This is a genomic window from Microbacterium sp. H6 (assembly GCF_003314775.1).
In the GTDB taxonomy this organism is placed as follows: domain Bacteria; phylum Actinomycetota; class Actinomycetes; order Actinomycetales; family Microbacteriaceae; genus Microbacterium; species Microbacterium oxydans.
Map to the genome: position 1 here is coordinate 350 of NZ_QOAY01000236.1, position 23,011 is coordinate 23,360.

The following is a 23,011-nucleotide window of genomic DNA, read 5'->3' on the forward strand; positions in this document are numbered from 1 at the left end:
TCGACCGGTTCGCCGCCGCGCACCGCCACGGTGGCACCCGATACGACGTCGACGCACCACAGCCCGGCGTTCGCACGCGAACCGTTGCCGGAGAGGAGCACGCGGGTGCCGTCGACATCGTCGACGCTCACATGGCCGTCTCCGGGGAACGAGATGACGTCGACGCGGTCGTCGGCAGCATCGTCGGTATCGATCACCACGACCTCGTCGCGCCCGTTCGTCCGGACGGCGACGACGCGGCCGTCGTCGAGCAGCTGATACCAGCGGTTGCCGAGGACCCAGAGTCCATAGCCCGTGTCGGCGTCCGAGGGTGAGACCTGCCGTGCGGTGCCGACCGGGACCACACCGTCCAGGGAGATGCGCTGCAGGGCCCAGCGCCCACCCGGATCATCGGCGAAGAGCAGCTCCGAGTCGCTCAGCCACTCCGGCTGCAGCGCCGCCCGTGAGGGGATCGTGCGCGGAGTGTCCTCACCGACCTCGGCGACCTGCACGTGCGCGTCCTCCCACGGCATGCGGCCCCTGTCCCACGCGACCCACGCGGCGCGGGTGCCGTCGGGGGAGAGCGCGGGGTGGGCGAAGAAGCCATCGCCCTGCACGATCACCGTGATCGCGGACGCATCCTCGGCTGCGGAGCCGTCGAGCGGGATCTCGACGATCGCTCGGAGATGCGGCGTGCGGGAGAGGTCTTCGCGCACGGCCAGCAGTCGACCGGACTGCACACGCAGGCCGCCGTGGGAGGGCCCGGGAGGGGTGAGAGCAACGGGCTCGCCTCCCACGCTCAGACGATGAACCCGCTGGTCGTTCGCGTCGACGAAGTAGAGCGTGCCGTGCTCGTCCGCCGTCCACGCACCCCCGCCGTACTCGTGCACACGTGAGCGTGCGCTCCAGGGGGAGGGGAGGATCTCGGCTCCGGAGGAGCTCCGCACCGTCACGCGGCCCTTCTGGGCCGGCACCGACTCGCCCCACCAGATCTCCGAGCCGACGAAACGGGCGCCGTCGATGCGCGGTGAAGACGCGGCGACCGAGGCGGCGGAGAACGGGGATGACCAGGAACCGTAAGGGGACGACGACATGTCTCGAGCCTATGCGGCGTCGCACCGCGTGTGCGGCCACGCCGTGGGCCCGACCACTGTGGAAGCGCGCGAAGGGAAGACGGTCACCGACACGACCAGGCCCGATCCGCGCTGACCGGATCGAGGGTCAGACGGCGCGGAGCACCGCCACGACCTTGCCGAGGACGACGGACTCGTCGCCGAGGATGGGTTCGAATGCCGAGTTGCGGGGGAGGAGCCAGGTGTGGCCGTCCCGGCGGCGCAGCACCTTGACCGTCGCCTCGCCATCGAGCATCGCCGCGACGATCTCGCCGTTCTCCGCGCTGTTCTGGGAGCGGACCACGACCCAGTCGCCGTCGCAGATGGCGGCGTCGATCATCGACTCGCCGGAGACCTTGAGCATGAACAGGTCGCCCTTGCCCACCAACTGGCGGGGGAGCGGGAAGATCTCCTCGACCTGCTGATCCGCGGTGATCGGCACGCCGGCGGCGATCCGTCCCACCAGGGGGACGAGCGCGGCGTCGCCTACGGGAGTCGCGACGTCGGCCGGGTTCTCGGTGCTGGCGCCCGGCAGATCGATGAGCACCTCCATCGCCCTGGTCTTCCCCGGGTCGCGGCGCAGGTAGCCACTCAGCTCGAGCTGTCCGAGCTGATGGGTGACGCTGGAGAGGGACTTGAGACCGACGGCGTCTCCGATCTCGCGCATGCTCGGCGGATAGCCGTGGTTCGCGATCGAGTTCTGGATGACCTCGAGGATCGCCATCTGCTTCGGGCTGAGGCTCTTCCGGCGGCGCGTGCGCGGTGCCTCCGACTCGGCGGCAGAGTTCTCGCTCATGGTGCTCCTTCAGTGCGTGATCCGACGTCCCTCTTCGAATGTCGGAGGCCCGTGGTGGGGTGTCCTTATCGAAACCGTATCCGAGAATCGGGCCGATCTGGAAGATCTGTTCGAGCGTGTCGGCCTCTTTCCCCGGTGTGGTTTCGAAGAATACTTGACAGATGTTCGAACTCGAAGATATCTTCGGTACGTAGCTTCGCATTCCCGGCTCCCGGCCGAGTCGTGAATGCGAACGCTACGCCAACTTCCCCGGCAGCCTCACCGCTCCGGGACAGGCTAAGGAGCACCACATGAGCAGCATCGGCTTCAGCACCGCAGCAGTCATCCCGGCATCGCCCCGTCCTTCGACGAGACTCCGGCTGACGACGCGCGGTCGCGCTGTACTGCTCGCCCTGGCGTCGGTGCCCCTCGCCGCCGGCATCGCGTTCGCGGCGCTCAGCGGCGGCAGCGCGGTCGCGTCGGGTGCCGACACCGCATCCGTCGGCGTCGAGACCGTCACCGTCATGCCCGGTGACACGCTCTGGTCCATCGCCACCGGCGTCGCGCCCGACGCCGACCCGCGCGATGTGATCGGCGACATCAGCCGGATGAACCTGTTGCGCGGCGGGGAGCTGCAGATCGGGCAGACTCTGGCGATCCCGGCTCAGTACGCGCGCTGATCCGGCGGAGGGCTCAGACGAGGAGTTCCTGGGGCGGGCGACTTTGCGTCATCAACCTCAAGCGCCGCATAGCATGGGAAGGGTGACCCTCTCCCTCAACGATCTCCCGCTACGTGACGATCTCCGCGGATTGAAGCCATACGGTGCTCCACAGGCGCCGCTTCCCATCGCGCTCAACGTGAATGAGAACACGCATCCGATCCCCGATGCGGTGGCGAGCGACATCCTCGATGACATCGCCGTCGCGATCCGTGATGTCAACCGCTACCCGGATCGTGAGTTCACCACGCTTCGCGAGTCTTTCGCGGAGTACCTGGGCCACGGTCTCGTCCCCGAGCAGATCTGGGCGGGCAACGGGTCCAATGAGGTGCTCCAGCACATCCTGCAGGCCTTCGGAGGCCCTGGTCGCACGGCTTTCGGGTTCGCGCCGACCTATTCGATGTACCCGCTCATCGCGCAGGGCACCGGTGCGCGGTGGATCGCCGGTACGCGTCAGCCCGACTACACCATCACTCCGGAGGAGGCGGCCGAGCAGGTGCGGGCCGCCGAGCCGGACGTGGTCATCCTCTGCTCTCCCAACAACCCCACCGGCACGCCGCTCGGACTCGACGTCATCGAAGCGGTGTATGAGGCTGCCAGGGGCATAGTGATCGTCGACGAGGCCTACCAGGAGTTCGCGCCGCATGACGCGGTCTCCGCACTGACGCTGCTCGAGGGGCGGCCGCGTCTGGCCGTCTCGCGCACGATGAGCAAGGCCTTCGCGTTCGCCGGAGCCCGTGTCGGGTATCTCGCGGCCGACCCGGCGTTCATCGACGCGCTGCGGTTGGTGCGTCTGCCGTACCACCTGAGCGCACTCACCCAGGCGGCGGCCATCGCGGCGCTGCGCAATGCCGACGTCATGCTCGGCATGGTCGAGGAGATCGTCGAGCAGCGCGACCGCATCACGGCGACTCTCGAGGCGCTGGGTTACCAGCCGCACGAATCCTGGTCGAACTTCGTGCTGTTCGGTGGAGTCTCCGACCCGAAGGCCACCTGGCAGCAGCTGTACGACCAGGGGGTGCTGGTACGCGATGTCGGCATCCCAGGACACCTGAGGGTGAGCGCGGGCACCGAGGCCGAGACCACCGCGTTCCTTGATGCTCTTGCCTCGATAGGATCGGCTTCATGAGCACTTCCGCACCGACCCCGCGCACCGCGAGCCGTGTGCGCCGCACGTCGGAGTCCACCGTCGAGCTCGAGCTGAACCTCGACGGGACCGGCGTCAGCCACATCGACACCTCGGTGCCCTTCTTCGACCACATGCTCACGGCGTTCGCGAAGCACTCGCTGACCGACCTCACCGTGCGCGCCTCGGGTGACACCCACATCGACGCACACCACACCGTGGAAGACGTCTCAATCGTGCTCGGACAGGCGATCCTCGAAGCCCTCGGCGACAAGTCCGGCATCTCCCGGTACGGAGACGCCCTCGTCCCCCTCGACGAGGCGCTCGCGCAGGCCGTGGTCGACATCTCGGGCCGCCCGTACCTCGTGCACACGGGGGAGCCCGAGGGGTTCGAGCACCACCTGATCGGCGGACACTTCACAGGGTCGCTCGTCCGCCACTCCTTCGAAGCCATCACGTTCAATGCCGCTCTCACGGTGCACGTGCGTGTGCTCGGCGGCCGCGACCCGCACCACATCGCGGAAGCGGAGTACAAGGCGTTCGCGCGTGCGTTCCGTCAGGCGAAGGCGCTGGATCCGCTCGTCGACGGCATTCCGTCCACCAAGGGCGCGCTGTGACGTCGGCTCCTCGCGTCGCGGTGTTCGACTACGAGTCGGGCAACGTCCACTCGGCCGTCAAGGCTCTCGTGGCTGCCGGTGCCGACGCCGTGCTGACGCGCGACCGTACCACCGCCCTCGAGGCGGACGGCCTGGTCGTTCCCGGCGTCGGCGCGTTCCAGGCGGTTCGCGATGCCCTGCGTGCGCACGGAGGCGACGAGATCATCGACCGCCGTCTGGCCGGTGGCCGTCCCGTCCTCGGCATCTGCGTCGGGATGCAGGTGCTGTTCGAGCACGGCGTCGAGCGTGGGCGTGATACCGCAGGGCTCGGAGAGTGGCCCGGAGCCGTCACCGAGCTCAACGCGCCGGTGCTTCCGCACATGGGCTGGAACACCGTCGCGCCCGGTTCCGACAGCGTGCTCTTCCGCGGCATCGAGCAGGAGCGCTTCTACTTCGTGCACTCCTACGCCGCCCAGTCCTGGCAGCTCGATGTCATTCCGCCGTTCCCGGAACCCGTCCTGACCTGGACGACCTACGGCGATCCCTTCCTCGCCGCCGTGGAGAACGGCCCGCTGTCGGCGACGCAGTTCCACCCGGAGAAGTCCGGCGAAGCAGGTATCCAGCTGCTGCGCAACTGGGTCGAGAGTCTCTGACGACGCCCGCCGGCGTCACCCGTTTTGTTCCCCGCCGCCCGGCGGACTACCCTCGGTTCTCGTGCCCGCACCGGGCCGAAGAGCTTCCCGATCCAAGGACCCCATGAACGACTTCGCGCAGTCCCCCTCGCTCACGCTCCTTCCCGCGGTCGATGTCGCCGGGGGCAAGGCCGTCCGACTGACTCAGGGCGAGGCCGGAACCGAGACCAGCTATGGCGACCCGTTGGACGCCGCAGGGGAGTGGGTGTCGCAGGGCGCCTCCTGGATCCACCTGGTCGACCTCGACGCGGCCTTCGGTCGGGGCAGCAACGCGCCGATCCTGCGCAAGGTCATCAAGCAGTTCAAGGGCGTGAACATCGAGCTTTCGGGTGGTATCCGCGACGACGCGACGCTGGAGGCGGCTCTGGAGAGCGGCGCGACGCGGATCAACCTGGGCACGGCGGCGCTGGAGAATCCGGAGTGGGCTGCCGACGTGATCGGCCGTTACGGCGAGGCGATCGCCGTCGGTCTCGATGTGCGCGGAACGACGCTCGCCGCCCGCGGATGGACCAAGGAGGGCGGGGACCTCTGGGAGGTGCTCGACCGCCTCGAAGACGCCGGCTGCAGCCGCTACGTGGTCACCGACGTCACGAAGGACGGAACCCTCCGCGGTCCGAACCTCGACCTTCTCCGTGAGGTCACCTCTCGCACCCCGAAGCCGGTGGTCGCGTCAGGCGGCATCTCGAGCCTGGACGACATCGCCGCGCTCCGCGACCTCGTGCCGTTGGGCGTCGAGGGCGCGATCGTCGGCAAGGCACTCTACGCCGGCGCCTTCACGCTGGCTGAGGCACTGGATGTCGCAGGAGACTGACGCGCACGCGTGCGGCCCCGAGCCGCACAACCACGGCGATTCAGCAGGCGTCCCGTGGGAGGGGCGCAGCTTCGAGTCGAATCCGCACGCCGCGGACGACGGTTCCGCCGACCCCGCGCTGCTGGCGGCGCTGCTGCGCTTCCGCGCCGGCCAGGGCAGCCAGTCCGAGGTCGTCGACGCTTTCCGTGCCGCCCGTGTGCTGGTGCCCCTCATCGCGGAGAAGGGGGAGGAGGGGATCGCCCCCAACGGCCTCACCGTTGACAAGACGCAGGAGCTCTCCATCGTCACGGTCGCGGCTCCGGATGGTCGGCGCGTGCAGCCGGTGTTCTCGTCGGTCCAGGCGATGCAGGCGTGGGACCCGACGGCGCGACCGATCCCCGTCGAGGCTATCCGCGCGGCGCTGGCCGCCTCGTCGGAGGACACCGACCTGATCGTGCTCGACCCGACGTCCGACACCGAGTTCGTCATCCGGCGTCCTGCCGTGTGGGCGATCGCTCAGGAGCAGCGCTGGGAGCCGAGCTTCCTGTCGACCGAGGTGTTCACGGCGCTGCAGGAGAGCGTGGCCCACGAACTGGCCGTCATCGACGTGGCTGTGGCTTCCGGGGACCCCGACGCCCGTCTGCGCGGGCCCGAGCTCATCGTGGTCCTCGAGCTGGTCGACGGACTCGAACGCGAGGTGCTCGACGCCGTGCTCTCGCGTCTCGCGTCTCGCTGGGCATCGGACGACCGGATCGCCGTGCTCGTCGACTCCCTCACCGTGAAGCTCCGCCGCAGCGCCTGAACCGCTTCGCTACGCTCGGGGACATGCCCCGGACTCTGTTGCGAGCCCTCGCCGCCGTCGTGCTGCTCGGAGGCGCCGTCGCCGGCACTTCCGGCTGCGTGGTCAACGCGTGCCCGGCGATCGCCTACATCAGCACGGTCGTCGTCGACGTGAGCGCCTTCCCGGCGGCGACCGACCTCCAGTTCTGCGCGGACGGGCAGTGCTCACCGGGGCCGGGGGAGGATGCGAGCTCGTCCGCGAACTTGTTCTCGGCGTCTCCGTCGGCCGACGGCACGTGGAGCATGTCCTTCGACATGTCCACGCCCGACCTGGTCGACATCCGGTTGTTCGATGCGCAGGGTGCCGTCATCCACGAGTCGGAACAGGAGATCTCCTGGACTCGCACCGAAGGGCAGTGCCCCGGCCCGGCCTCGGCCGACCCTCTGGTCGTCGAGCCCGCGGCAGCTAGTTGACCGGGCCGGTCCACTTCTCGCCCGGTCCCTTGCCGATCGGATCGGGGATCGTGGACGCCTCGCGGAAGGCGAGCTGGAGTGAGCGGAGACCGTCGCGCAGGGACCGCGCGTGCATGTCGCTGATCTCCGGAGCGCCGGCGGTGATGAGCCCGGCGAGGGAGTTGATGAGCTTGCGCGCCTCGTCGAGGTCGAGCTGCGCTGCGGCGTCCGGATCGTCGGCGAGCCCGAGCTTGACGGCTGCCGCGCTCATGAGGTGCACGGCGGCGGTGGTGATCACCTCGACTGCGGGTACATCGGCGATGTCGCGGGTGGCCGACGATGCGGCCTCCTCCTGACGTGCCCAACGCTCTTCGCGCTCGCGTGCCGCCTCGTCCGGTGCCTGGTTCGTCACTTCGCCTTGCTTTCTGTTAGACTTTGGCGGGCTCCGGAGCGTCATGCTCCGGAACGAAAGAGGATTCACTTCCCACCCGCGCTTGCCGTTCAAGGCTACCGGGTCTTGCACTCCACCGGCTCCGTTCGAAAGAAGGAGCCGGTAGACAGGGTGCGGAGCCGGCGTCTGAATGCCGGTGGGTGGGGACGATTCCGATTTCGCCCGTGATGCAGACAGCGTCGCGGTGGCCGAATCACATCGTCTAAGGAGTTCCGCATCAGCGATCCCCGTACCAATGAGCGCATCCGCGTCCCCGAGGTCCGCCTCGTCGGCCCCGCGGGTGAGCAGATCGGCGTCGTCCGCATCGAAGCCGCACTGCGCCTCGCGCAGGAAGCCGATCTCGACCTCGTCGAGGTCGCCCCGAACTCGAAGCCGCCCGTCGTCAAGATCATGGACTACGGCAAGTTCAAGTACGAGGCCGCCCAGAAGGAAAAGGAAGCTCGCCGCAACCAGGCGAACACGATCCTCAAGGAAGTGCGCTTCCGTCTGAAGATCGAGGCTCACGACTACACGACCAAGCTCAAGCGTGCCGAGGGCTTCCTCAAGGCCGGCGACAAGGTCAAGGCCATGATCCTGTTCCGCGGTCGCGAGCAGTCGCGTCCGGAGCAGGGTGTGCGTCTGCTGCGCAAGTTCGCCGAGGATGTCGCCGAGTTCGGCACCGTCGAGTCGAACCCGACCATCGACGGTCGCAACATGGTGATGGTCGTGGCTCCGCTCAAGAGCAAGTCCGAGGCGAAGCAGGAGCAGAACGCCGTGCGCGATGCTCAGCGCGCGGACAAGAAGCAGGCTGCGCGCGAGGCGAAGAACGAGGCCGCCGCCACCACTGCGGAGTAGTACCCGCCCCAGAACTCCCGCACCGCGGGTTGACACCGTCGCCTGAGAAGGCGCCATACGAAGGAAGAGAAGATGCCGAAGCAGAAGACCCACTCGGGTGCTAAGAAGCGCTTCAAGATCACCGGCAGCGGAAAGCTGAAGAAGCAGCAGGCCGGGATGCGCCACAACCTCGAGCACAAGTCGAGCCGTCGCACGCGTCGTCTGAACCAGGACCAGGTCCTGTCGAAGGCTGACACCAAGGTCGCGAAGAAGCTTCTCGGTCGCTGACGCGCGCCGAACGCACGAATAGGAACACAGGAAAATGGCAAGAGTCAAGCGGGCAGTAAACGCCCACAAGAAGCGCCGGGTCATCCTCGAGCGCGCCTCCGGTTACCGCGGACAGCGTTCGCGCCTCTACCGCAAGGCCAAAGAGCAGGTCATCCACTCGCTGGTCTACTCGTACCGTGACCGTCGCAAGCGCAAGGGCGACTTCCGTCGTCTGTGGATCCAGCGCATCAACGCTGCGGCCCGCCAGAACGGCATGACGTACAACCGCTTCATCCAGGGCCTCGGCCTCGCGGGTGTCACGGTCGACCGTCGCATGCTCGCCGACCTCGCGGTCAACGACGCTGCCACGTTCACGACGCTGGTCGAGACGGCGAAGAAGGCTCTTCCCTCCGACGTCAACGCGCCGAAGTCGGCTGCGTAAGCACCTCTTCACACAGGGCGCTCTCCTTCGGGAGGGCGCCCTGCGGCGTTTCCCGGCGTGGCGAGGACTGCCGCGCGGCTGACCGCGAGGTCGACGAGAGCGGCCATGGCGACGGCACCCGCGTAGACGAGGATGTCGCGTCCATCGAATCCGGAGCCGAGGACGTGGCGGATCGGGGGGAGTGCCGATCCCCACTCACGAGGGATACCGGTGAGCTGGAACAGTTCGACGCCGGCGCAGAACACGAAGGCGACGAGGGCCGGCGCGAAGGGGCGCCACCGCGCGGCGATCAGGGCGACGAGCAGATAGATGAGCACAGCGTACAGCGCATCGCCGATGACGTCGCCCACGACCCCGCCCGCACTGCGATGGATGACGAGCCCGATCGCGACCGTCGCGACGGCGAGCACTGCGAGGACGATCCGCCGACGGGAGCTCCTCACCGCGGCATCGATCGTCATGCAGGCACCCTACCCGGATGGTGCGGGAGAGGGCCGTGCGTTCCCTAGACTGTGATCGTGCTGGAGAACCCCCGTTCGCCCCGAGTCCGTGCTGTCGCGAAGCTGACCAAACGCAGCGCGAGGACTGAGACAGGCCTGTTCCTTCTGGAGGGCCCGCAGTCGGTGCGCGAGGCGCTCACCTACCGTCCCGAGGCGATCGTCGAGCTCTTCGCGACGCCGAACGGCTGGGAGCGGCACCCCGACATCCGCGCGAAGGCCGCAGAGGCGGACATCGAGGTCGAGTACGTCACCGAGTACGTGCTCAACGCCATGGCCGACACCGTCACACCGCAAGGCCTCGTCGCCGTCGTGCAGCAGACGCCGACGTCGGTGCGCGACATCTTCGACGCCTCGCCGCGACTGGTGGCGATCTGCGAGGAGGTGCGGGATCCAGGGAACCTCGGCACGATCATCCGGGCAGCGGATGCCGCGGGTGCGGATGCCGTCGTCCTGACCGGTCGCACCGTCGATCCGTACAACCCGAAGGTGGTGCGCGCGACCACAGGGTCCCTGTTCCACCTTCCCGTCTCGGTCGGGGGCGACCTCGCCGAAGTCGTGAAGCGTGCTCACGCCGCAGGTCTGCGCATCCTCGCGGCGGACGTGAAGGGCGATGACCTGTTGGAAGCGCGCGCGGAGGGCGTGCTGGCCGAGCCGACGGGATGGCTCTTCGGCAACGAGGCGCGCGGACTCGAAGACGAGGCGCTGGATCTCGCGGACCGCGTGCTCAAGCTTCCGATCTTCGGCCGAGCCGAGTCGCTCAATCTGGCGACGGCCGCCAGCGTCTGCCTGTATGAAAGCGCATTCGCTCAGCGGGCGACGTCCGTCGACTGAGGTGACGGACGCCGGGGGAAGCGGGAAGCGGAGTCGATGAGGATTCTGATCGTCGAAGACGACGACCGGGTCGCAGGCGCACTGGAGGCGTTTCTCGCCCGGTCCGGGTACGCGACCGTCCGCGCGGCGGATGGAGCGTCTGCGCTGGGTCTTCTCGGAGCGGACACCGAGGTGGTGCTGCTCGATCTCGGTCTGCCCGACGTCGACGGGGTCGACCTGTGTCGCCGGATCAGGGGCCGCTCCGAGGTCCCGATCGTGATCGTGACCGCCCGCAGCCAGGTCGCGGAGCGCATCAAAGGGCTCCGCGCCGGAGCCGATGACTTCGTGGTGAAGCCCTACGATGTGCACGAGCTCCTGGCGCGGATCGAGGCGGTCACACGGCGATCCAGGCCGATGAGGCCCGAGGCGGATGCGCGCGTCCTGCTCCACGGAGGCGGCGTGCAGGTCGATCTGATCGCTCGCCAGGTGCTGGTCGACGGCGCGGCCATCGACCTCACGCGCAAGGAGTTCGACATCATCGCCGTCCTGGCCCGCTACCCGGGAGTGGCGGTGCCGAAGGACCGGCTGATCCGCGAGGTGTGGAACACCGACTGGCGAGGATTCGGCCATTCTCTGGAGGTGCACGTCGGGGCGATCAGGAAGAAGACCGGGGTCCGCGGGGTCATCGAGACGGTCCGCGGGGTCGGCTATCGGCTGGCAGGGTCCTGAGTCGTGCGTCGTCGCCTCATCCTCGTGTTCCTGATACCGCTCGTCGCGATCCTGGCCGGACTCGGCGGTGCCGCGGGGTGGAGCGCCGCCCAGAGCGTGCAGCAGGCCTTCTATGCGCAGCAGATCGGCGACCTCGGCTACTTCGTCACGAGCGCGCGCCAGGCTCTGCGTTCCGGCAGTGCTGCCGTGATCGAGGCGGAGGTGGAGCGGTTCCGCGAGGTCTACGGGATCGAGGTGACCGTGTTCGATCTCGGGGGCGGCGTGTGGGCCGCAGCGGATCAGGACCCGGCGGTGCTTCGCGAAGACGATGCCGAGCGCGTCAAGCTGGCGCTCTCCGGTCGACGAGCCGAGCAGCCGACGGTGGTGTTCCCGTGGAGCGTCTCGGATTCCGCATTGGCCGAGCCGGTGTTCGATGACGGTGACGTGATAGGCGCCGTGCTCGTCGCCGGAGATGTGGCGGCTCCGCGCCGCGATCCTGCACCAGCTCCTGCTCATCTCGGCGATCGCGGGCGTGCTCATCGCGCTCGGCGTGCTCCTGGTGTTCCGGCTCGCGCGTTGGGTGCTCTCGCCGGTGCGCCGACTCGACGAGGCCATGGTCGCGATCGAGCGCGGCGAGATGGACGCGCGCGTTGCTGCGGACGACGGTCCGCCGGAGCTCCGCCGCATGGCGCAGGTGTTCAACGGCATGGCCGACGAGATCGAACGGGTGATGACGAGGCAGCAGGAGTTCGCGCTCAACGCCTCACACGAACTGCGCAACCCCCTCAATGCTCTGCTCCTGAGAGTGGAGCATCTGGCGACGGGACTCGGCGACGAGTGGCAGGGCGACGTCGAGGAGACGAGGGAGGAGGGGCGCCGGATGACCCGCATCCTCGAGACACTTCTCGGCCTCGCGCGCGGCGGCCGTGGCGACTCGACCGTCTCCGCTGTGGATCTGGCGACTCTGGCCGCTCGTCGCCGGGAAGCATGGCGCGATGTCGCGGCTCAGCGCGGAGTCGGGCTGCGCTCCACCGGTGTGTCATCGGTGATGAGCGTGACCGACCGCACGATCGTGGAGAGCGCGCTGGATGCCGTGATCGACAATGCCGTGAAGTTCTCGCCCGAGGGGGCGCACATCGAGATCGGGGCGAGACGGGAAGGAAGCGTCTGTCGGATCACGGTCCGCGATCACGGCCCGGGCCTCACCGACGAGCAGGCAGCTGCGGCGACCGACCGGTTCTGGCGCAACGCCGACACCGGGGACACACCGGGGTCAGGACTCGGGCTGGCGATCGCGAGCGATCTGCTGGAGACGATCGGGGGAGAGCTGGCGGTCTCTTCGGCACAGGGTGGCGGACTCGAGGTCGCGCTCGTCCTGCACGACGGGTCCACGCCATGAGGTCGGCCGCCAGGGGACTTCTCGCGGGAGGACTCGCGTTCGTGCTGCTGACCGGGTTGACCGCGTGCGTCCCTCGCTCCGACGAGTGGAGCGACGTCGAGTACGCGATCGCCAGCGGGGGCTCGACCGGTGTGTACTACGACTACGGCAGCCACCTGGCGGAAGAGCTGTCGGACCGGCTGGACCTCCGGATGGTCGCGCAGGAGACCGCGGGATCGGTCGACAACCTGCTGCGGGTGAGTTCGGGCGAGGCCCTGCTCGGATTCGCGCAGGGGGATGCCGCCGCCGACGCGGTGTCGGGCACCGGCGCCTTCGAGCGGCCGTTGGAGGTGGAGGCTCTCGCCCGCCTGTACGACGAGTACGTTCAGGTCGTGGTGCGGGGGGATTCGGACATCGACGACATCGGCGATCTTGCCGGCCGCACCATCTCCCTCGGCGCCGAGAACTCCGGCGTCAACGTGATCGCCGGCCGAGTGCTCGACGCGGCAGGCGTCGCGCTCGATTCCGTCCGCGACCCCCAGCTCGACCTCAGCGCGTCGATCGGTGCGATGGAGCGTGGTGAGATCGACGGCTTCTTCTGGGTGGGGGGCCTGCCCACTCCCGGCGTGGCCGAACTGTCCTCGCGGGCTCCGGTGCGTCTGCTCCCGATCGAGCCCGAGTGGGTCAATGCCGTGAACGAACGGTACTCGCATGCCTATCGGCAGGCCGATGTCCCCGCGGGGACATACGGCCTGCCGGACTCCGCGCCGACGATGGCCGTTCCCAACTATCTCGTCACCGCCGCGTCCACGCCGGATGCCGTCGTGCACGATGTCCTGGCCGGGCTCTTCGACGCGCGACTGCGCATCGCGGGGGAGGTGCCGACCGCGGCGCTGCTGGATCGGCGCTCGGCGATCTTCACCGGTCCGGTCCCTCTCCACGATGGTGCGATCGACTACTACCGCGACCTGCGCGGTTGACTGCTCAAGAAATCCTCAAGAAGTCTGACAGCGGGGCCGGCGCTCTGCCATTGTGAGGTCGATCGCGCACGATCGTCGCCTGCTGCACAACTGTCGTTGGGGCATCGCAGCAGGACGATTCCGCGGCCCGTGGGGGCGGGCCGCGGGGTACCCATGCACAGCAGCATTGGTGCCGCGATCAGGTGATTACGAACGTGTAAATCTCACCGAGGTGCCTGGAGACCCGCGCCCGACGTGGCTAGTTTGGAGAAATGATGACCTCTGATACCCCGCTCGTCGTGGTCGAGAACGTTCAGAAGCACTACGGCGACTTCCAGGCGCTCACTGACATCGATCTGACCGTGAACTCGGGGGAGGTCGTCGTCGTGATCGGCCCGTCCGGCTCCGGGAAGTCGACACTGTGCCGCACGATCAACCGCTTGGAGACGATCACCAGCGGGAGCATCCGCATCGACGGCAAGGAGCTCCCGGCCGAGGGCAAGGGCCTGGCTCATCTGCGCGCCGACGTCGGCATGGTCTTCCAGTCGTTCAACCTCTTCGCCCACCTCACGATCCTCGAGAACGTGACTCTCGGACCGATCAAGGTGCGCGGCATCAAGAAGGCCGACGCCGAGAAGGAGGCGATGATGCTGCTCGAGCGCGTCGGCGTGGCCCAGCAGGCCTCGAAGCTCCCTGCCCAGCTCTCCGGTGGTCAGCAGCAGCGCGTGGCCATCGCCCGCGCTCTCGCGATGCAGCCCAAGGTGATGCTGTTCGACGAGCCCACCAGTGCGCTCGACCCCGAGATGATCAACGAGGTGCTCGACGTCATGGTCGAACTCGCCCAGGACGGGATGACGATGATCGTCGTCACGCACGAGATGGGCTTCGCGCGCAAGGCCGCCGACCGCGTCGTGTTCATGGCGGACGGACGGATCGTGGAGGAGGCGACTCCCGAGGAGTTCTTCACGCACCCGAAGAGCGATCGCGCCAAGGACTTCCTCTCGAAGCTCCTCACGCACTGACGCGCCCGCACACTCACACACTCACACACAGACCCTGCACACACAGCACACGAAGGAGACGCACATGCGACGCACACGGACACTGGCAGGCATCGGAATCGCGGCAGCCGCGCTGCTGACGCTCACCGCCTGCAACAGCGGAACCCCGTCCAGCACGGGGGCCCCGGAAGGCGGCGACGAAGGTGACTCCTCCAGCAGCACGCCCTGGACCGTCCTGACCGACGTCAGCATCGACGGCAGCCCGACGTTCGACCGGATCGAGTCGTCCGGAAAGATCAAGGTCGGCGTCAAGGAGGACCAGCCCGGTCTCGGCTACCTCGACCCCGTGACCGGTGACCGCACCGGATTCGACGTCGACATCGCCCGCTGGATGGCGGCATCGCTCGGTGTCGACCCGGAGAAGATCGATTTCCAGGCGATCGCCTCCGCGAACCGCGAGCAGGCCATCGTGAACGGCGACATCGACTACTACGTCGGCACCTACTCCATCACCGACAAGCGCAAGGAGCAGATCTCCTTCGCCGGTCCGTACTTCGTCACCGGTCAGGGCCTCCTCGTGGCAGCTGACAGCGACATCAAGAGCGTCGACGACCTCGACTCCTCGACGACCGTCTGCTCGGCGACCGGCTCGACGCCGATCCAGAACATCAAGACGAACTACCCCGACGTGCCCACCAAGGAGTACGACACGTACTCGAAGTGCGTCGAGGACCTGAAGAACGGCCAGGTGGACGCGGTCACCACCGATGAGGCGATCCTCATCGGCTACGCGGCTCAGGACCCGGACAACCTCAAGGTCGTCGGTGAGCCCTTCAGCGAGGAGCGCTACGGCATCGGCGTCGCCAAGGGTGACGACGCCCTCGTGGGGTACTTCAACACGCAGCTGACCGACGGTGGCGAGATCTGGCAGCAGATCTTCGACAACAACCTCGGTGCCTCCGGCGTCAAGGCGACGCAGCCCGAGGTCGACCCGGTCGGTTGATCTCCGCGGGGCGGTCGGCATGGTCGGCCGCCCCGCTCATGCAGGACACTTTCGAGAACCCGAATCGACAGGAGCAGCAGTGGGAGTCATCTCCGACCACCTCGACCTCTGGGGAGAGGCACTGTGGGGAACCATCGTGCTGTTCCTCGGCGGCGGCATCATCGCGCTGGTCCTCGGACTCATCGTCGGGGCCGCACGTGTCTCGCCGGTTCCGATCGCCCGCGCCGTCGGTGGCGTGTACGTGAACTGGATCCGCAACACACCGCTGACCCTGGTCATGTTCTTCTTCGCCTTCTGCCTTCCGATCCTGCTGGGGGAGCGGGTGAACTCCCTGCTGCTGGCCGTGATCGCGCTCGGCATCTACACCGCGACCTATGTGGCGGAGGCGCTGCGAGCCGGCATCAACACCGTGCCGGTCGGCCAGGCGGAAGCCGCACGGGCGATCGGCCTGAACTTCGGCCAGGTCATGCGCTACGTGGTGCTGCCGCAGGCGACGCGCTCCGTCGTCCCGCCCATGATGAGCGTGCTCATCGCCCTCATGAAGAACACCACGGTGGCCGCAGGGTTCTCGGTCGTCAACCTCGGCACCATCCGCGCGGCGCTCAGCGAACGCGGTGAGAACGCGCTCGTCGTGCTCCTGTGGGTCATGGTCCTGTTCGTGGTGCTGGTGCTGCTGCTCGCCTGGGTGCAGCGCGTTCTCGAGAACAAGTGGAGGATCGCGCGATGAGTTCCGTCCTTTTCGACGTCCCCGGCCCCCGTGCCGTCGCCCGCAACAGGCTCATCGGAGTCGCCACGGTGCTCGTGGTCCTCGCGGTGCTCGGCTGGGTGGTGTGGAGGCTGTTCGCCACCGGGCAGTTCTCCGCAGAGAAGTGGAACATCTTCACGTTCTCCGCGGTCTGGGTCCGCTTCGGCGAAGGCCTGCTGGCCACGCTGGCCGCGTTCGCGGTCGCCGGCGTCGGATCCATCGTCCTCGGTTTCCTTCTCGGCATCGGCCGCCTCTCGGAGCACGCCTGGGTGCGTGAGCCGGTCCGGTGGATCATCGAGGTGCTGCGAGCGGTGCCCGTGCTCATCCTGATGATGCTGCTGTACTACGGCCTTCCGGTGATCGGCGTGAAGATGCCGCCGTACTGGGCCGTCGTGATCGCCCTCATCGTCTACAACGGCTCCGTGCTCGCCGAGGTGCTCCGTGCCGGGATCGAGTCGCTGCCGCGCGGACAGAAGGAGGCCGGCTACGCGATCGGACTGCGGAAGACCGGGGTGATGTACTTCATCCTGATCCCGCAGGCCGTCCGGGCCATGATGCCGGTGATCATCGCGCAGCTCGTCGTGGCGCTCAAGGACACCGCGCTCGGCTTCATCATCACGTACCAGGAGCTCCTCTACGTCATCAACCAGATCGGCAACCAGGCGCCCTACGGCTCCCCGCTGATCCCGGCGGCGATCGTCGGCGGATCGATGTACGTGGCCGTGTGTCTCCTGCTCTCCTACATCGCCTACCGCCTGCAGAAGCGTGCCAAGCGCTCGCCGAAGGCAGGGCCTGCGGTGCCGGATCCCCGCCAGCACGGAGGCGAGACCAACACCTCGCTCATCGTGCTGCAGGGAGATGGGTCCGAGAAGGCGCGCTGATCCGCGAAAGGGACCCGCACGCCCCCGGTAGACTCGATTCTCGTGTCAGAGTCTCCTGAAATCACCCCGGAAGCGGTCGAGTCCGCTGTTGCCGATGCCCTCGCGGCGATCGCCACAGCCGCCGACACCGCCGAGCTGAAAGCAGCCCGCGCCGCACACGTCGCCGACGGATCGCCGCTCGCGGTACTGAACGCCTCGATGCGCCAGGTCGCTCCCGAGAACAAGGCCGCATTCGGCAAGCTCGTGGGCCAGGGGAGAGGGCAGGTGACCCAGGCGCTGGCCGCGAAGGAGGCCGAGCTCGCCGAGGCCGAGGTCGCCGCGCGCCTCGAGTCCGAGCGGGTGGACATCACCGCCGTGCCCTCGCGCACGCGTGTCGGCGCCCGACACCCGCTCACGCTCCTGCAGGACCAGGTGTGCGACATCTTCGTCGGCATGGGCTGGGAGATCGCGGAGGGACCGGAGCTCGAGCACGAGTGGTTCAACTTCGACGCACTGAACTTCGATGTGGACCACCCCGCACGCCAGGAGCAGGACACGTTCTACGTGGACCCGCCCTCGCGTCACCTCGTGATGCGCACGCACACGAGCCCGGTGCAGGTGCGCTCGATGCTCGACCGCGAGGTGCCCATCTACGTGCTGTGCCCCGGCCGGGTGTATCGCACCGACGAGTTCGACGCCACGCACCTGCCGGTGTTCACGCAGTTCGAGGGACTCGTGATCGACAAGGGCATCACGATGGCGCACCTCAAGGGCACGCTCGACCACTTCGCGAAGCTGCTCTTCGGCCCCGAGGCCAAGACGCGCTTCCGCACCAACTACTTCCCCTTCACCGAGCCGTCCGCCGAGCTCGATCTGTGGCACCCCACCTTCAAGGGCGGTGCGCGCTGGATCGAGTGGGGCGGCTGCGGCATGGTCAACCCGAACGTGCTGCGCGCGGCAGGGATCGACCCGGAGGAATACAGCGGCTTCGCGTTCGGCATGGGCATCGAGCGGGGCCTGATGTTCCGCAGCGACGTCCAGGACATGCGCGACATGGCCGAGGGCGATGTCCGATTCAGCGAGCAGTACGGGATGGTGGTGTGATGCGCGTCCCGCTTTCGTGGTTGCGTGAGTACGTCGATCTGGCAGCGGACGCCACGCCCGAGGATGTCCTCGCGGCCCTGGTGACCGTCGGCTTCGAAGAGGAGGACGTGCACCGCTTCGACATCACGGGCCCCGTGGTGGTCGGCCAGGTCGTCTCGCTCGAGCCGGAGCCCCAGTCCAACGGCAAGACCATCAACTGGTGCCAGGTCGACGTCGGCGCGGCGAACGGCGGCATCCGTGGCATCGTCTGCGGCGCGCACAACTTCGTCGTCGGGGACAAGGTCGTCGTGACCCTTCCCGGTGCGGTGCTGCCCGGTCCGTTCCCGATCGCCGCCCGCAAGACCTACGGTCATGTGTCGGACGGCATGATCGCCTCTGCGCGCGAGCTGGGACTCGGTGACGAGCACAACGGCATCGTCGTGCTGTCCGACCTCGGCATCGATGCGCCCGTCGGCACCGACGCGATCGCCCTGCTCGGCCTCGACGACGTCGCGGTGGAGATCAACGTCACGCCCGACCGCGGTTACGCCTTCTCCCTGCGCGGGGTGGCTCGTGAGTACGCGCACGCGACCGGAGCGACCTTCCGCGACCCGGCGGAGCGCGATTTCGCCGAACTCCAGCCGGGCACCGGCCACACGACCATCGTCGACGACGTCGCACCTGTGCGCGGGAACGTCGGAGCGAGCGAGTTCGTGACCCGCGTCGTCCGCGACGTCGATCCCTCACGTCCGACTCCTCCGTGGATGGTGGCGCGGCTCAGCCTCGCCGGCATGCGGTCGCTGGGCGTGCTCATCGACATCACCAACTACGTGATGCTCGAGCTCGGACAGCCGCTGCATGGCTACGACCTCGACAAGCTCACCGGGGGGATCACGGTTCGCCGCGCGCACGAGGGCGAGAAGATGACCACCCTCGACGGCGTCGAGCGCGCGCTGCACACCGAAGACCTGCTCATCACAGACGAGTCGGGTCCGATCGGCCTGGCCGGCGTCATGGGCGGCGGCACGACGGAGATGAGCGACTCCACCCGGAACGTGATGATCGAGGCGGCGAGCTTCGACCCGACCACGATCGCTCGTTCGGCTCGTCGTCACAAGCTGCCCAGCGAGGCGTCCAAGCGTTTCGAGCGCGGCGTCGACCCGCTGATCCCCTTCGTCGCGGCCCGGCGCGCGGCCGACCTCATGGTCGAGTTCGCCGGGGGCACGCTCACGGAGGAGGGCGGCGCGCTGTTCGCCGAGGTCTTCGTCGCGGAGATCGAGCTGCCCGCCGGCTTCGTGCAGGGGCTCATCGGCGTCGACTACACCGATGAAGAGATCACCGGTGCGCTGACGACGATCGGCGCGGAGGTCAGCCCTTCGACCGGCTCAGGGACCCAGGGCGGGTGGACGGTCATCCCGCCGACCTGGCGCCCCGACCTCACCGACAAGTGGACGCTCGCCGAGGAAGTCGCCCGCATCCACGGGCTCGACCGCATCCCCTCGGTGCTGCCGACGCCTCCCTCCGGGCGCGGCCTCACCGCGCACCAGCAGGGCCGCCGCCGCGTGGCCGATGCTCTGGCTGCTGCGGGGCTGGTCGAGACGCCGTCGTTCCCGTTCACCACGGAGGCGCAGAACGATCTGCACGGCTCCGCGTCGGGCGAGCACCTGCCGAGCATCCGTCTGGCGAATCCGCTCGACGGGCAGGCGCCGTACCTGCGCCGGTCGCTGATCCCCGGTCTGCTGCAGACCGCGCACCGCAACATCTCCCGCGGGCTCACCGACCTCGCGATCTTCGAGACCGGGGTGGTCTTCCTGCCCGAGCCGGGTGTGCAGTACGGCACCGATGAGGTGCCGCCGCTGGGGGAGCGTCCGTCCGACGAGACGCTCGCGGAGCTGAACGCCTCGATCCCGCCACAGCACCGGTTCGTCTCCGGACTCCTCACCGGCCATGTCGCACCGCGCCAGCCCGGTCGCCCCGCCGAGGCCGCCGGCCTCGTGGAGGCTCTGGACGCGGTCCGTGTGATCGCGGCAGCCGCCGGGGTCGACATCGACGTGCTCCAGGCCGAACGCGCCGCCCTCCACCCGGGGCGCACCGGGTCGCTCCTGGTGGCAGGCGAAGAGGTCGGATACGTCGGCGAGCTGCACCCCGCTGTCGCCGAGGGGGCCGATCTTCCCGGGCGCGCGACCGTGTTCGAGCTCGACCTCGACCGCATCCTGTCGCTTGCCGGCGGACGGGTCGTCGCGGCTTCGCTGTCGACGTTCCCCGCCGCTACGCAGGACGTGTCGCTCCTGGCTCCGGCCGGGGTCCCCGCCGCGGATGTGCAGGCCGCCCTCGCCGAAGGTGCGGGCATGCTGCTGGAGTCGGTGCGCCTCGTCGACGACTACCGCGGAGAGGGCGTTCCGGAGGGTTCCAAGAGCCTGACCTTCGCGCTGAGGTTCCGGGCGGATGACCGCACCCTCACCGCGGCGGAGGCCACGGAGGCCAAGCTCGCCGGAGTCGAGGTCGCTGCGCAGCGCTTCGGAGCGACGCTGCGCGACTGAGGATCGATCCGCGGTGTGAGGCGGACCGTGTCGTCGCTCGGACGATCCGGGCCGTCGCCGGAGTACCGTGGCGGGATGAGAATCCTCCCCCAGGGCACTCCGGCCGCCGTCCCCGACGGGGCGCGACCGCTCGGCGAGGGGCCGTTCCTCGAGCCCGGCGCACAGATCGACTGGCACTATCGGAAACCGGGGTGGCAGCCGGGAGAGCCGTCCAGGATCTCGCCGATGCGCGTGGTCCGTGATGATGAGCGCGGTCTCGTGGCCTGGCTCGCTCCGGGGACCCTCCAGGAGGCGCCGGGATCCAGCGACGGTCAGCGCGTGCGGGAAGTGCCTCTCGCCCGGCGCTGGCTCGAGCCGCGGACGCGCATCGTGGAGCGCTGGCGGGGCAACGGGGTGCTGTGCATCGCCCCTGCGGGGATGCCGTGGTCGATCTGGCTGTTCTGGAGCGACACCACCGGGCCGGACTGGGCGTTCTCCGGGTGGTACGTGAATCTCGAGAACGCGCATCTGCGGACAGACCGGGACACCTTCTCGTCCGACCATATCCTCGACGTCGAGATCGATCCGGCGGGCGGCATCCACCTCAAGGACGAGGATGAGCTCGTCGCCGCGATCGCCCAGGGACGGCTCAGCTCCGAGCAGGCCGCGCAGATCGAGCGGCACGCGGACGCGGCCATCGCGTCGTTCGAGGCCGACGACTGGCCGTTCGACTCCGCGTGGACCCGCTGGCGGCCCGACCCCGCCTGGACGGTTCCGGTGCTGGCAGGCCTTGACCGGTTGGGTGCAGGCACACCATGACGGATGTTCTGATCCTGGGCGGCACCGGGTGGCTCTCCGGGCGCATCGCCGGTCACTGGCGCGACCACGGAGCCACGGTCACCTGCCTCGCTCGAGGCACACGGCCCGCGCCGGAGGGAACGGTCCTGGTGCGTGGCGATCGCGAGGAGGCTTCGACCTACGCCGACCTCGCACGACGGGAGTGGGACCACGTCGTCGACATCTCCTCCCAGGCGGCGCATGTCGATCGGGCAGTCGAGATGCTGGGCGATCGAGCGGCACGATGGACGTACGTGTCATCCGTGTCGGTGTACTCCGATGACGAGACGGTCGGTGCGGACGAATCGGCTCCACGACACCCGGCGGCGGTTCTCGGCGACGAGTACGAGTACGCGGCGCAGAAGGTCGCCGCCGAGGACTCCGTCGCCCGATTGGGGGAGCGGGCACTCGTGGTGCGTCCCGGCCTGATCGTGGGCGACGGAGACCCGAGCGACCGCTTCGGCTACTGGAGTGCCGCGTTCGCTCGTGCCGACGCTGACGCCGTGCTGCTGCCCCCGCTGGACGGGCGGAGCGCTCAGTTGATCGACGTCGACGATCTGGCGGAGTACGTCGTCACCGCGCGAGGCAGCGGAGCCGTCAACGCCGTCGGCGACGAGAGGCCTCTCGCGGATGTGCTGCGGATGGTCCGCGCTGCATCCGGGCACACCGGGGCGACCGTCGTCGCGGACGAGGAGTGGCTCATCGCGCGTGACGTGGACCACTGGGCCGGCCCGCACTCCCTGCCGCTGTGGCTCCCGCCCGAGATGACGGGATTCATGACCCGCTCGAACGCGGCATTCCATGAGACCGGTGGGATGCTCCGTCCGCTCGTCGACACGATCGAGCGCGTGCTCGCCGACGAACGGGAGCGCGGACTCGACCGCGAACGACGTGCCGGGCTCACGCGGGCGCAGGAGCGGGCGCTGCTTGCCGATCGATAGACTGCGGACAGTGACACGGGGTGCCGCGATCCGCGGCTGAGAACAGACCCGTCGAACCTGATCTAGTTCGTACTAGCGAAGGGATGTCGCGATGAGCGATCTTCTGCGTCCTGATTCCACACACGATCTCGCCGAAAAGGCTGCGGTGCTGCTGGGGGTGTTGCGTGAGGCGCCACCGCTGACGCACTGCATCACCAATGCCGTGGTCACCGGCTTCACCGCCAACGTGCTGCTGGCGCTCGGGGCTGCTCCCGCCATGGTCGACATCGTCGGGGAGGTCGGCATGTTCGCCGGTGTCGCCTCGGGGATGCTGGTCAACCTGGGGACGCCCACCCCGGAGCAGCGCGCGGCGACTCTGGAAGCCGTCACCGGTGCGAGGGCAGCCGGTACGCCCTGGGTGCTCGACCCCGTCGCGGTCGGTGCGCTCCCGGTGCGCACCGCACTCGCGCGTCAACTCGTCGAGCAGCGTCCGACCGCGATCCGCGGCAACGCCTCGGAGGTGCTGGCTCTCGCGGGGCTCAGCGCCGGTGGGCGAGGTGTGGATTCCACCGACAGCACCGAGTCCGCGGCCGAGGCCGCATCGGCGCTGGCTCGGACGACACGCGGTGTGGTGGCCGTGTCCGGCCCGATCGATCTGCTCACCGACGGCGAACGCGTGCTGCGGTTGTCCAA

Annotated in this window: 27 protein-coding genes and 1 riboswitch; of the genes, 23 read left to right on the forward strand and 4 right to left on the reverse strand. The window is 68.5% G+C overall.

Features of this window, described 5'->3' with window-relative positions:
- Both DSP71_RS15075 and lexA read right to left on the reverse strand, forming a co-directional pair.
- On the reverse strand, window positions 1-1,073 hold a 1,073-nt coding region (locus DSP71_RS15075; protein ID WP_396652063.1), incomplete at its 3' end, for a TolB family protein.
- 127 nt (window positions 1,074-1,200) lie between these two features.
- Window positions 1,201-1,887: a transcriptional repressor LexA gene (gene lexA / locus DSP71_RS15080; protein WP_046749010.1), complete on the reverse strand. Its 687-nt coding sequence runs from the start codon at window positions 1,885-1,887 to the stop codon at window positions 1,201-1,203.
- A 290-nt stretch (window positions 1,888-2,177) separates the two neighbouring features.
- Between lexA and DSP71_RS15085 the strand changes: the two genes are divergently transcribed.
- From DSP71_RS15085 to DSP71_RS15115, 7 genes are all read left to right on the forward strand, one after another.
- Window positions 2,178-2,546, forward strand: a complete 369-nt coding sequence (locus DSP71_RS15085; RefSeq protein WP_113681490.1) for a LysM peptidoglycan-binding domain-containing protein — start codon at window positions 2,178-2,180, stop codon at window positions 2,544-2,546.
- Window positions 2,547-2,628: 82 nt separating this feature from the next.
- Window positions 2,629-3,714 (forward strand): histidinol-phosphate transaminase, encoded by a 1,086-nt coding sequence (locus DSP71_RS15090; protein ID WP_058632208.1) that lies wholly within the window; start codon window positions 2,629-2,631, stop codon window positions 3,712-3,714.
- Window positions 3,711-4,328, forward strand: coding sequence for an imidazoleglycerol-phosphate dehydratase HisB (hisB, locus tag DSP71_RS15095; RefSeq protein ID WP_113681491.1), 618 nt, complete (start codon window positions 3,711-3,713; stop codon window positions 4,326-4,328). Before DSP71_RS15090 ends, hisB begins: the two co-directional genes overlap by 4 nt.
- The gene (hisH, locus tag DSP71_RS15100; RefSeq protein ID WP_058632209.1) at window positions 4,325-4,960 is read left to right on the forward strand and encodes an imidazole glycerol phosphate synthase subunit HisH; all 636 of its coding nucleotides are present in this window, start codon (window positions 4,325-4,327) and stop codon (window positions 4,958-4,960) included. Before hisB ends, hisH begins: the two co-directional genes overlap by 4 nt.
- A 103-nt stretch (window positions 4,961-5,063) precedes the next feature.
- Window positions 5,064-5,810 carry a bifunctional 1-(5-phosphoribosyl)-5-((5-phosphoribosylamino)methylideneamino)imidazole-4-carboxamide isomerase/phosphoribosylanthranilate isomerase PriA gene (gene priA / locus DSP71_RS15105; protein ID WP_046749015.1) on the forward strand — a complete coding sequence of 249 codons (747 nt, stop codon included), beginning with the start codon at window positions 5,064-5,066 and terminating at the stop codon, window positions 5,808-5,810.
- Complete coding sequence (locus DSP71_RS15110) at window positions 5,794-6,591, forward strand: SseB family protein (protein ID WP_113681492.1); 798 nt, start codon at window positions 5,794-5,796, stop codon at window positions 6,589-6,591. The genes priA and DSP71_RS15110 overlap by 17 nt, the downstream gene beginning before the upstream one ends.
- A gap of 23 nt (window positions 6,592-6,614) precedes the next feature.
- Window positions 6,615-7,043: a hypothetical protein gene (locus DSP71_RS15115; protein ID WP_058632210.1), complete on the forward strand. Its 429-nt coding sequence runs from the start codon at window positions 6,615-6,617 to the stop codon at window positions 7,041-7,043.
- Here the strand turns inward: DSP71_RS15115 and DSP71_RS15120 are convergent.
- The gene (locus DSP71_RS15120) at window positions 7,036-7,434 is read right to left on the reverse strand and encodes a DUF1844 domain-containing protein (RefSeq protein WP_046749018.1); all 399 of its coding nucleotides are present in this window, start codon (window positions 7,432-7,434) and stop codon (window positions 7,036-7,038) included. The genes DSP71_RS15115 and DSP71_RS15120 overlap by 8 nt on opposite strands.
- Window positions 7,435-7,665: 231 nt before the next feature.
- Here DSP71_RS15120 and infC point away from each other — a divergent pair, with 231 nt between their 5' ends.
- The 3 genes from infC to rplT all read left to right on the forward strand — a co-directional run bounded on the left by infC (window position 7,666) and on the right by rplT (window position 8,995).
- Window positions 7,666-8,307, forward strand: a complete 642-nt coding sequence (infC, locus tag DSP71_RS15125; RefSeq protein WP_082108707.1) for a translation initiation factor IF-3 — start codon at window positions 7,666-7,668, stop codon at window positions 8,305-8,307.
- Between the two features lie 72 nt (window positions 8,308-8,379).
- Window positions 8,380-8,574 carry a 50S ribosomal protein L35 gene (rpmI, locus tag DSP71_RS15130; protein ID WP_017828564.1) on the forward strand — a complete coding sequence of 65 codons (195 nt, stop codon included), beginning with the start codon at window positions 8,380-8,382 and terminating at the stop codon, window positions 8,572-8,574.
- Between the two features lie 34 nt (window positions 8,575-8,608).
- Window positions 8,609-8,995, forward strand: coding sequence for a 50S ribosomal protein L20 (gene rplT / locus DSP71_RS15135; RefSeq protein ID WP_017202428.1), 387 nt, complete (start codon window positions 8,609-8,611; stop codon window positions 8,993-8,995).
- Between the two features lie 8 nt (window positions 8,996-9,003).
- On the opposite strand, the gene DSP71_RS15140 is transcribed toward rplT, so the two are convergent.
- A complete protein-coding gene (locus tag DSP71_RS15140) occupies window positions 9,004-9,456 on the reverse strand; it encodes a DUF2809 domain-containing protein (protein WP_113681494.1) in 453 nt (150 codons plus the stop codon).
- A 57-nt stretch (window positions 9,457-9,513) separates the two neighbouring features.
- Between DSP71_RS15140 and DSP71_RS15145 the strand changes: the two genes are divergently transcribed.
- From DSP71_RS15145 to DSP71_RS15205, 13 genes are all read left to right on the forward strand, one after another.
- Window positions 9,514-10,326 carry an RNA methyltransferase gene (locus DSP71_RS15145; RefSeq protein ID WP_045263330.1) on the forward strand — a complete coding sequence of 271 codons (813 nt, stop codon included), beginning with the start codon at window positions 9,514-9,516 and terminating at the stop codon, window positions 10,324-10,326.
- Window positions 10,327-10,362: 36 nt separating this feature from the next.
- Entirely contained in the window at window positions 10,363-11,034 is a 672-nt protein-coding gene (locus DSP71_RS15150; RefSeq protein WP_046749021.1) for a response regulator transcription factor, read from the forward strand.
- A 451-nt stretch (window positions 11,035-11,485) separates the two neighbouring features.
- A complete protein-coding gene (locus tag DSP71_RS15155) occupies window positions 11,486-12,412 on the forward strand; it encodes a HAMP domain-containing sensor histidine kinase (protein WP_258546483.1) in 927 nt (308 codons plus the stop codon).
- The gene (locus DSP71_RS15160; RefSeq protein ID WP_046749023.1) at window positions 12,409-13,371 is read left to right on the forward strand and encodes a TAXI family TRAP transporter solute-binding subunit; all 963 of its coding nucleotides are present in this window, start codon (window positions 12,409-12,411) and stop codon (window positions 13,369-13,371) included. The genes DSP71_RS15155 and DSP71_RS15160 overlap by 4 nt, the downstream gene beginning before the upstream one ends.
- Window positions 13,372-13,622: 251 nt before the next feature.
- Window positions 13,623-14,372 carry an amino acid ABC transporter ATP-binding protein gene (locus tag DSP71_RS15165; protein ID WP_082108708.1) on the forward strand — a complete coding sequence of 250 codons (750 nt, stop codon included), beginning with the start codon at window positions 13,623-13,625 and terminating at the stop codon, window positions 14,370-14,372.
- Between the two features lie 64 nt (window positions 14,373-14,436).
- Window positions 14,437-15,354: a glutamate ABC transporter substrate-binding protein gene (locus DSP71_RS15170; RefSeq protein WP_113681495.1), complete on the forward strand. Its 918-nt coding sequence runs from the start codon at window positions 14,437-14,439 to the stop codon at window positions 15,352-15,354.
- A gap of 79 nt (window positions 15,355-15,433) precedes the next feature.
- Window positions 15,434-16,081: an amino acid ABC transporter permease gene (locus DSP71_RS15175; RefSeq protein WP_046749025.1), complete on the forward strand. Its 648-nt coding sequence runs from the start codon at window positions 15,434-15,436 to the stop codon at window positions 16,079-16,081.
- A complete protein-coding gene (locus DSP71_RS15180; RefSeq protein WP_113681500.1) occupies window positions 16,078-16,980 on the forward strand; it encodes an amino acid ABC transporter permease in 903 nt (300 codons plus the stop codon). The genes DSP71_RS15175 and DSP71_RS15180 overlap by 4 nt, the downstream gene beginning before the upstream one ends.
- A gap of 42 nt (window positions 16,981-17,022) precedes the next feature.
- Window positions 17,023-18,063 carry a phenylalanine--tRNA ligase subunit alpha gene (gene pheS / locus DSP71_RS15185; protein ID WP_113681496.1) on the forward strand — a complete coding sequence of 347 codons (1,041 nt, stop codon included), beginning with the start codon at window positions 17,023-17,025 and terminating at the stop codon, window positions 18,061-18,063.
- Window positions 18,063-20,582, forward strand: a complete 2,520-nt coding sequence (pheT, locus tag DSP71_RS15190) for a phenylalanine--tRNA ligase subunit beta (RefSeq protein ID WP_113681497.1) — start codon at window positions 18,063-18,065, stop codon at window positions 20,580-20,582. The genes pheS and pheT overlap by 1 nt, the downstream gene beginning before the upstream one ends.
- A 75-nt stretch (window positions 20,583-20,657) precedes the next feature.
- Window positions 20,658-21,380, forward strand: a complete 723-nt coding sequence (locus tag DSP71_RS15195) for a DUF402 domain-containing protein (protein ID WP_052748799.1) — start codon at window positions 20,658-20,660, stop codon at window positions 21,378-21,380.
- A complete protein-coding gene (locus DSP71_RS15200) occupies window positions 21,377-22,339 on the forward strand; it encodes an NAD-dependent epimerase/dehydratase family protein (RefSeq protein ID WP_113681498.1) in 963 nt (320 codons plus the stop codon). The genes DSP71_RS15195 and DSP71_RS15200 overlap by 4 nt, the downstream gene beginning before the upstream one ends.
- A 6-nt stretch (window positions 22,340-22,345) precedes the next feature.
- A riboswitch (TPP riboswitch) is annotated at window positions 22,346-22,440 on the forward strand.
- Window positions 22,431-23,011 (forward strand): hydroxyethylthiazole kinase (locus DSP71_RS15205; RefSeq protein WP_113681499.1); only part of this gene is annotated, 581 nt, incomplete at its 3' end. Its footprint overlaps the riboswitch before it by 10 nt.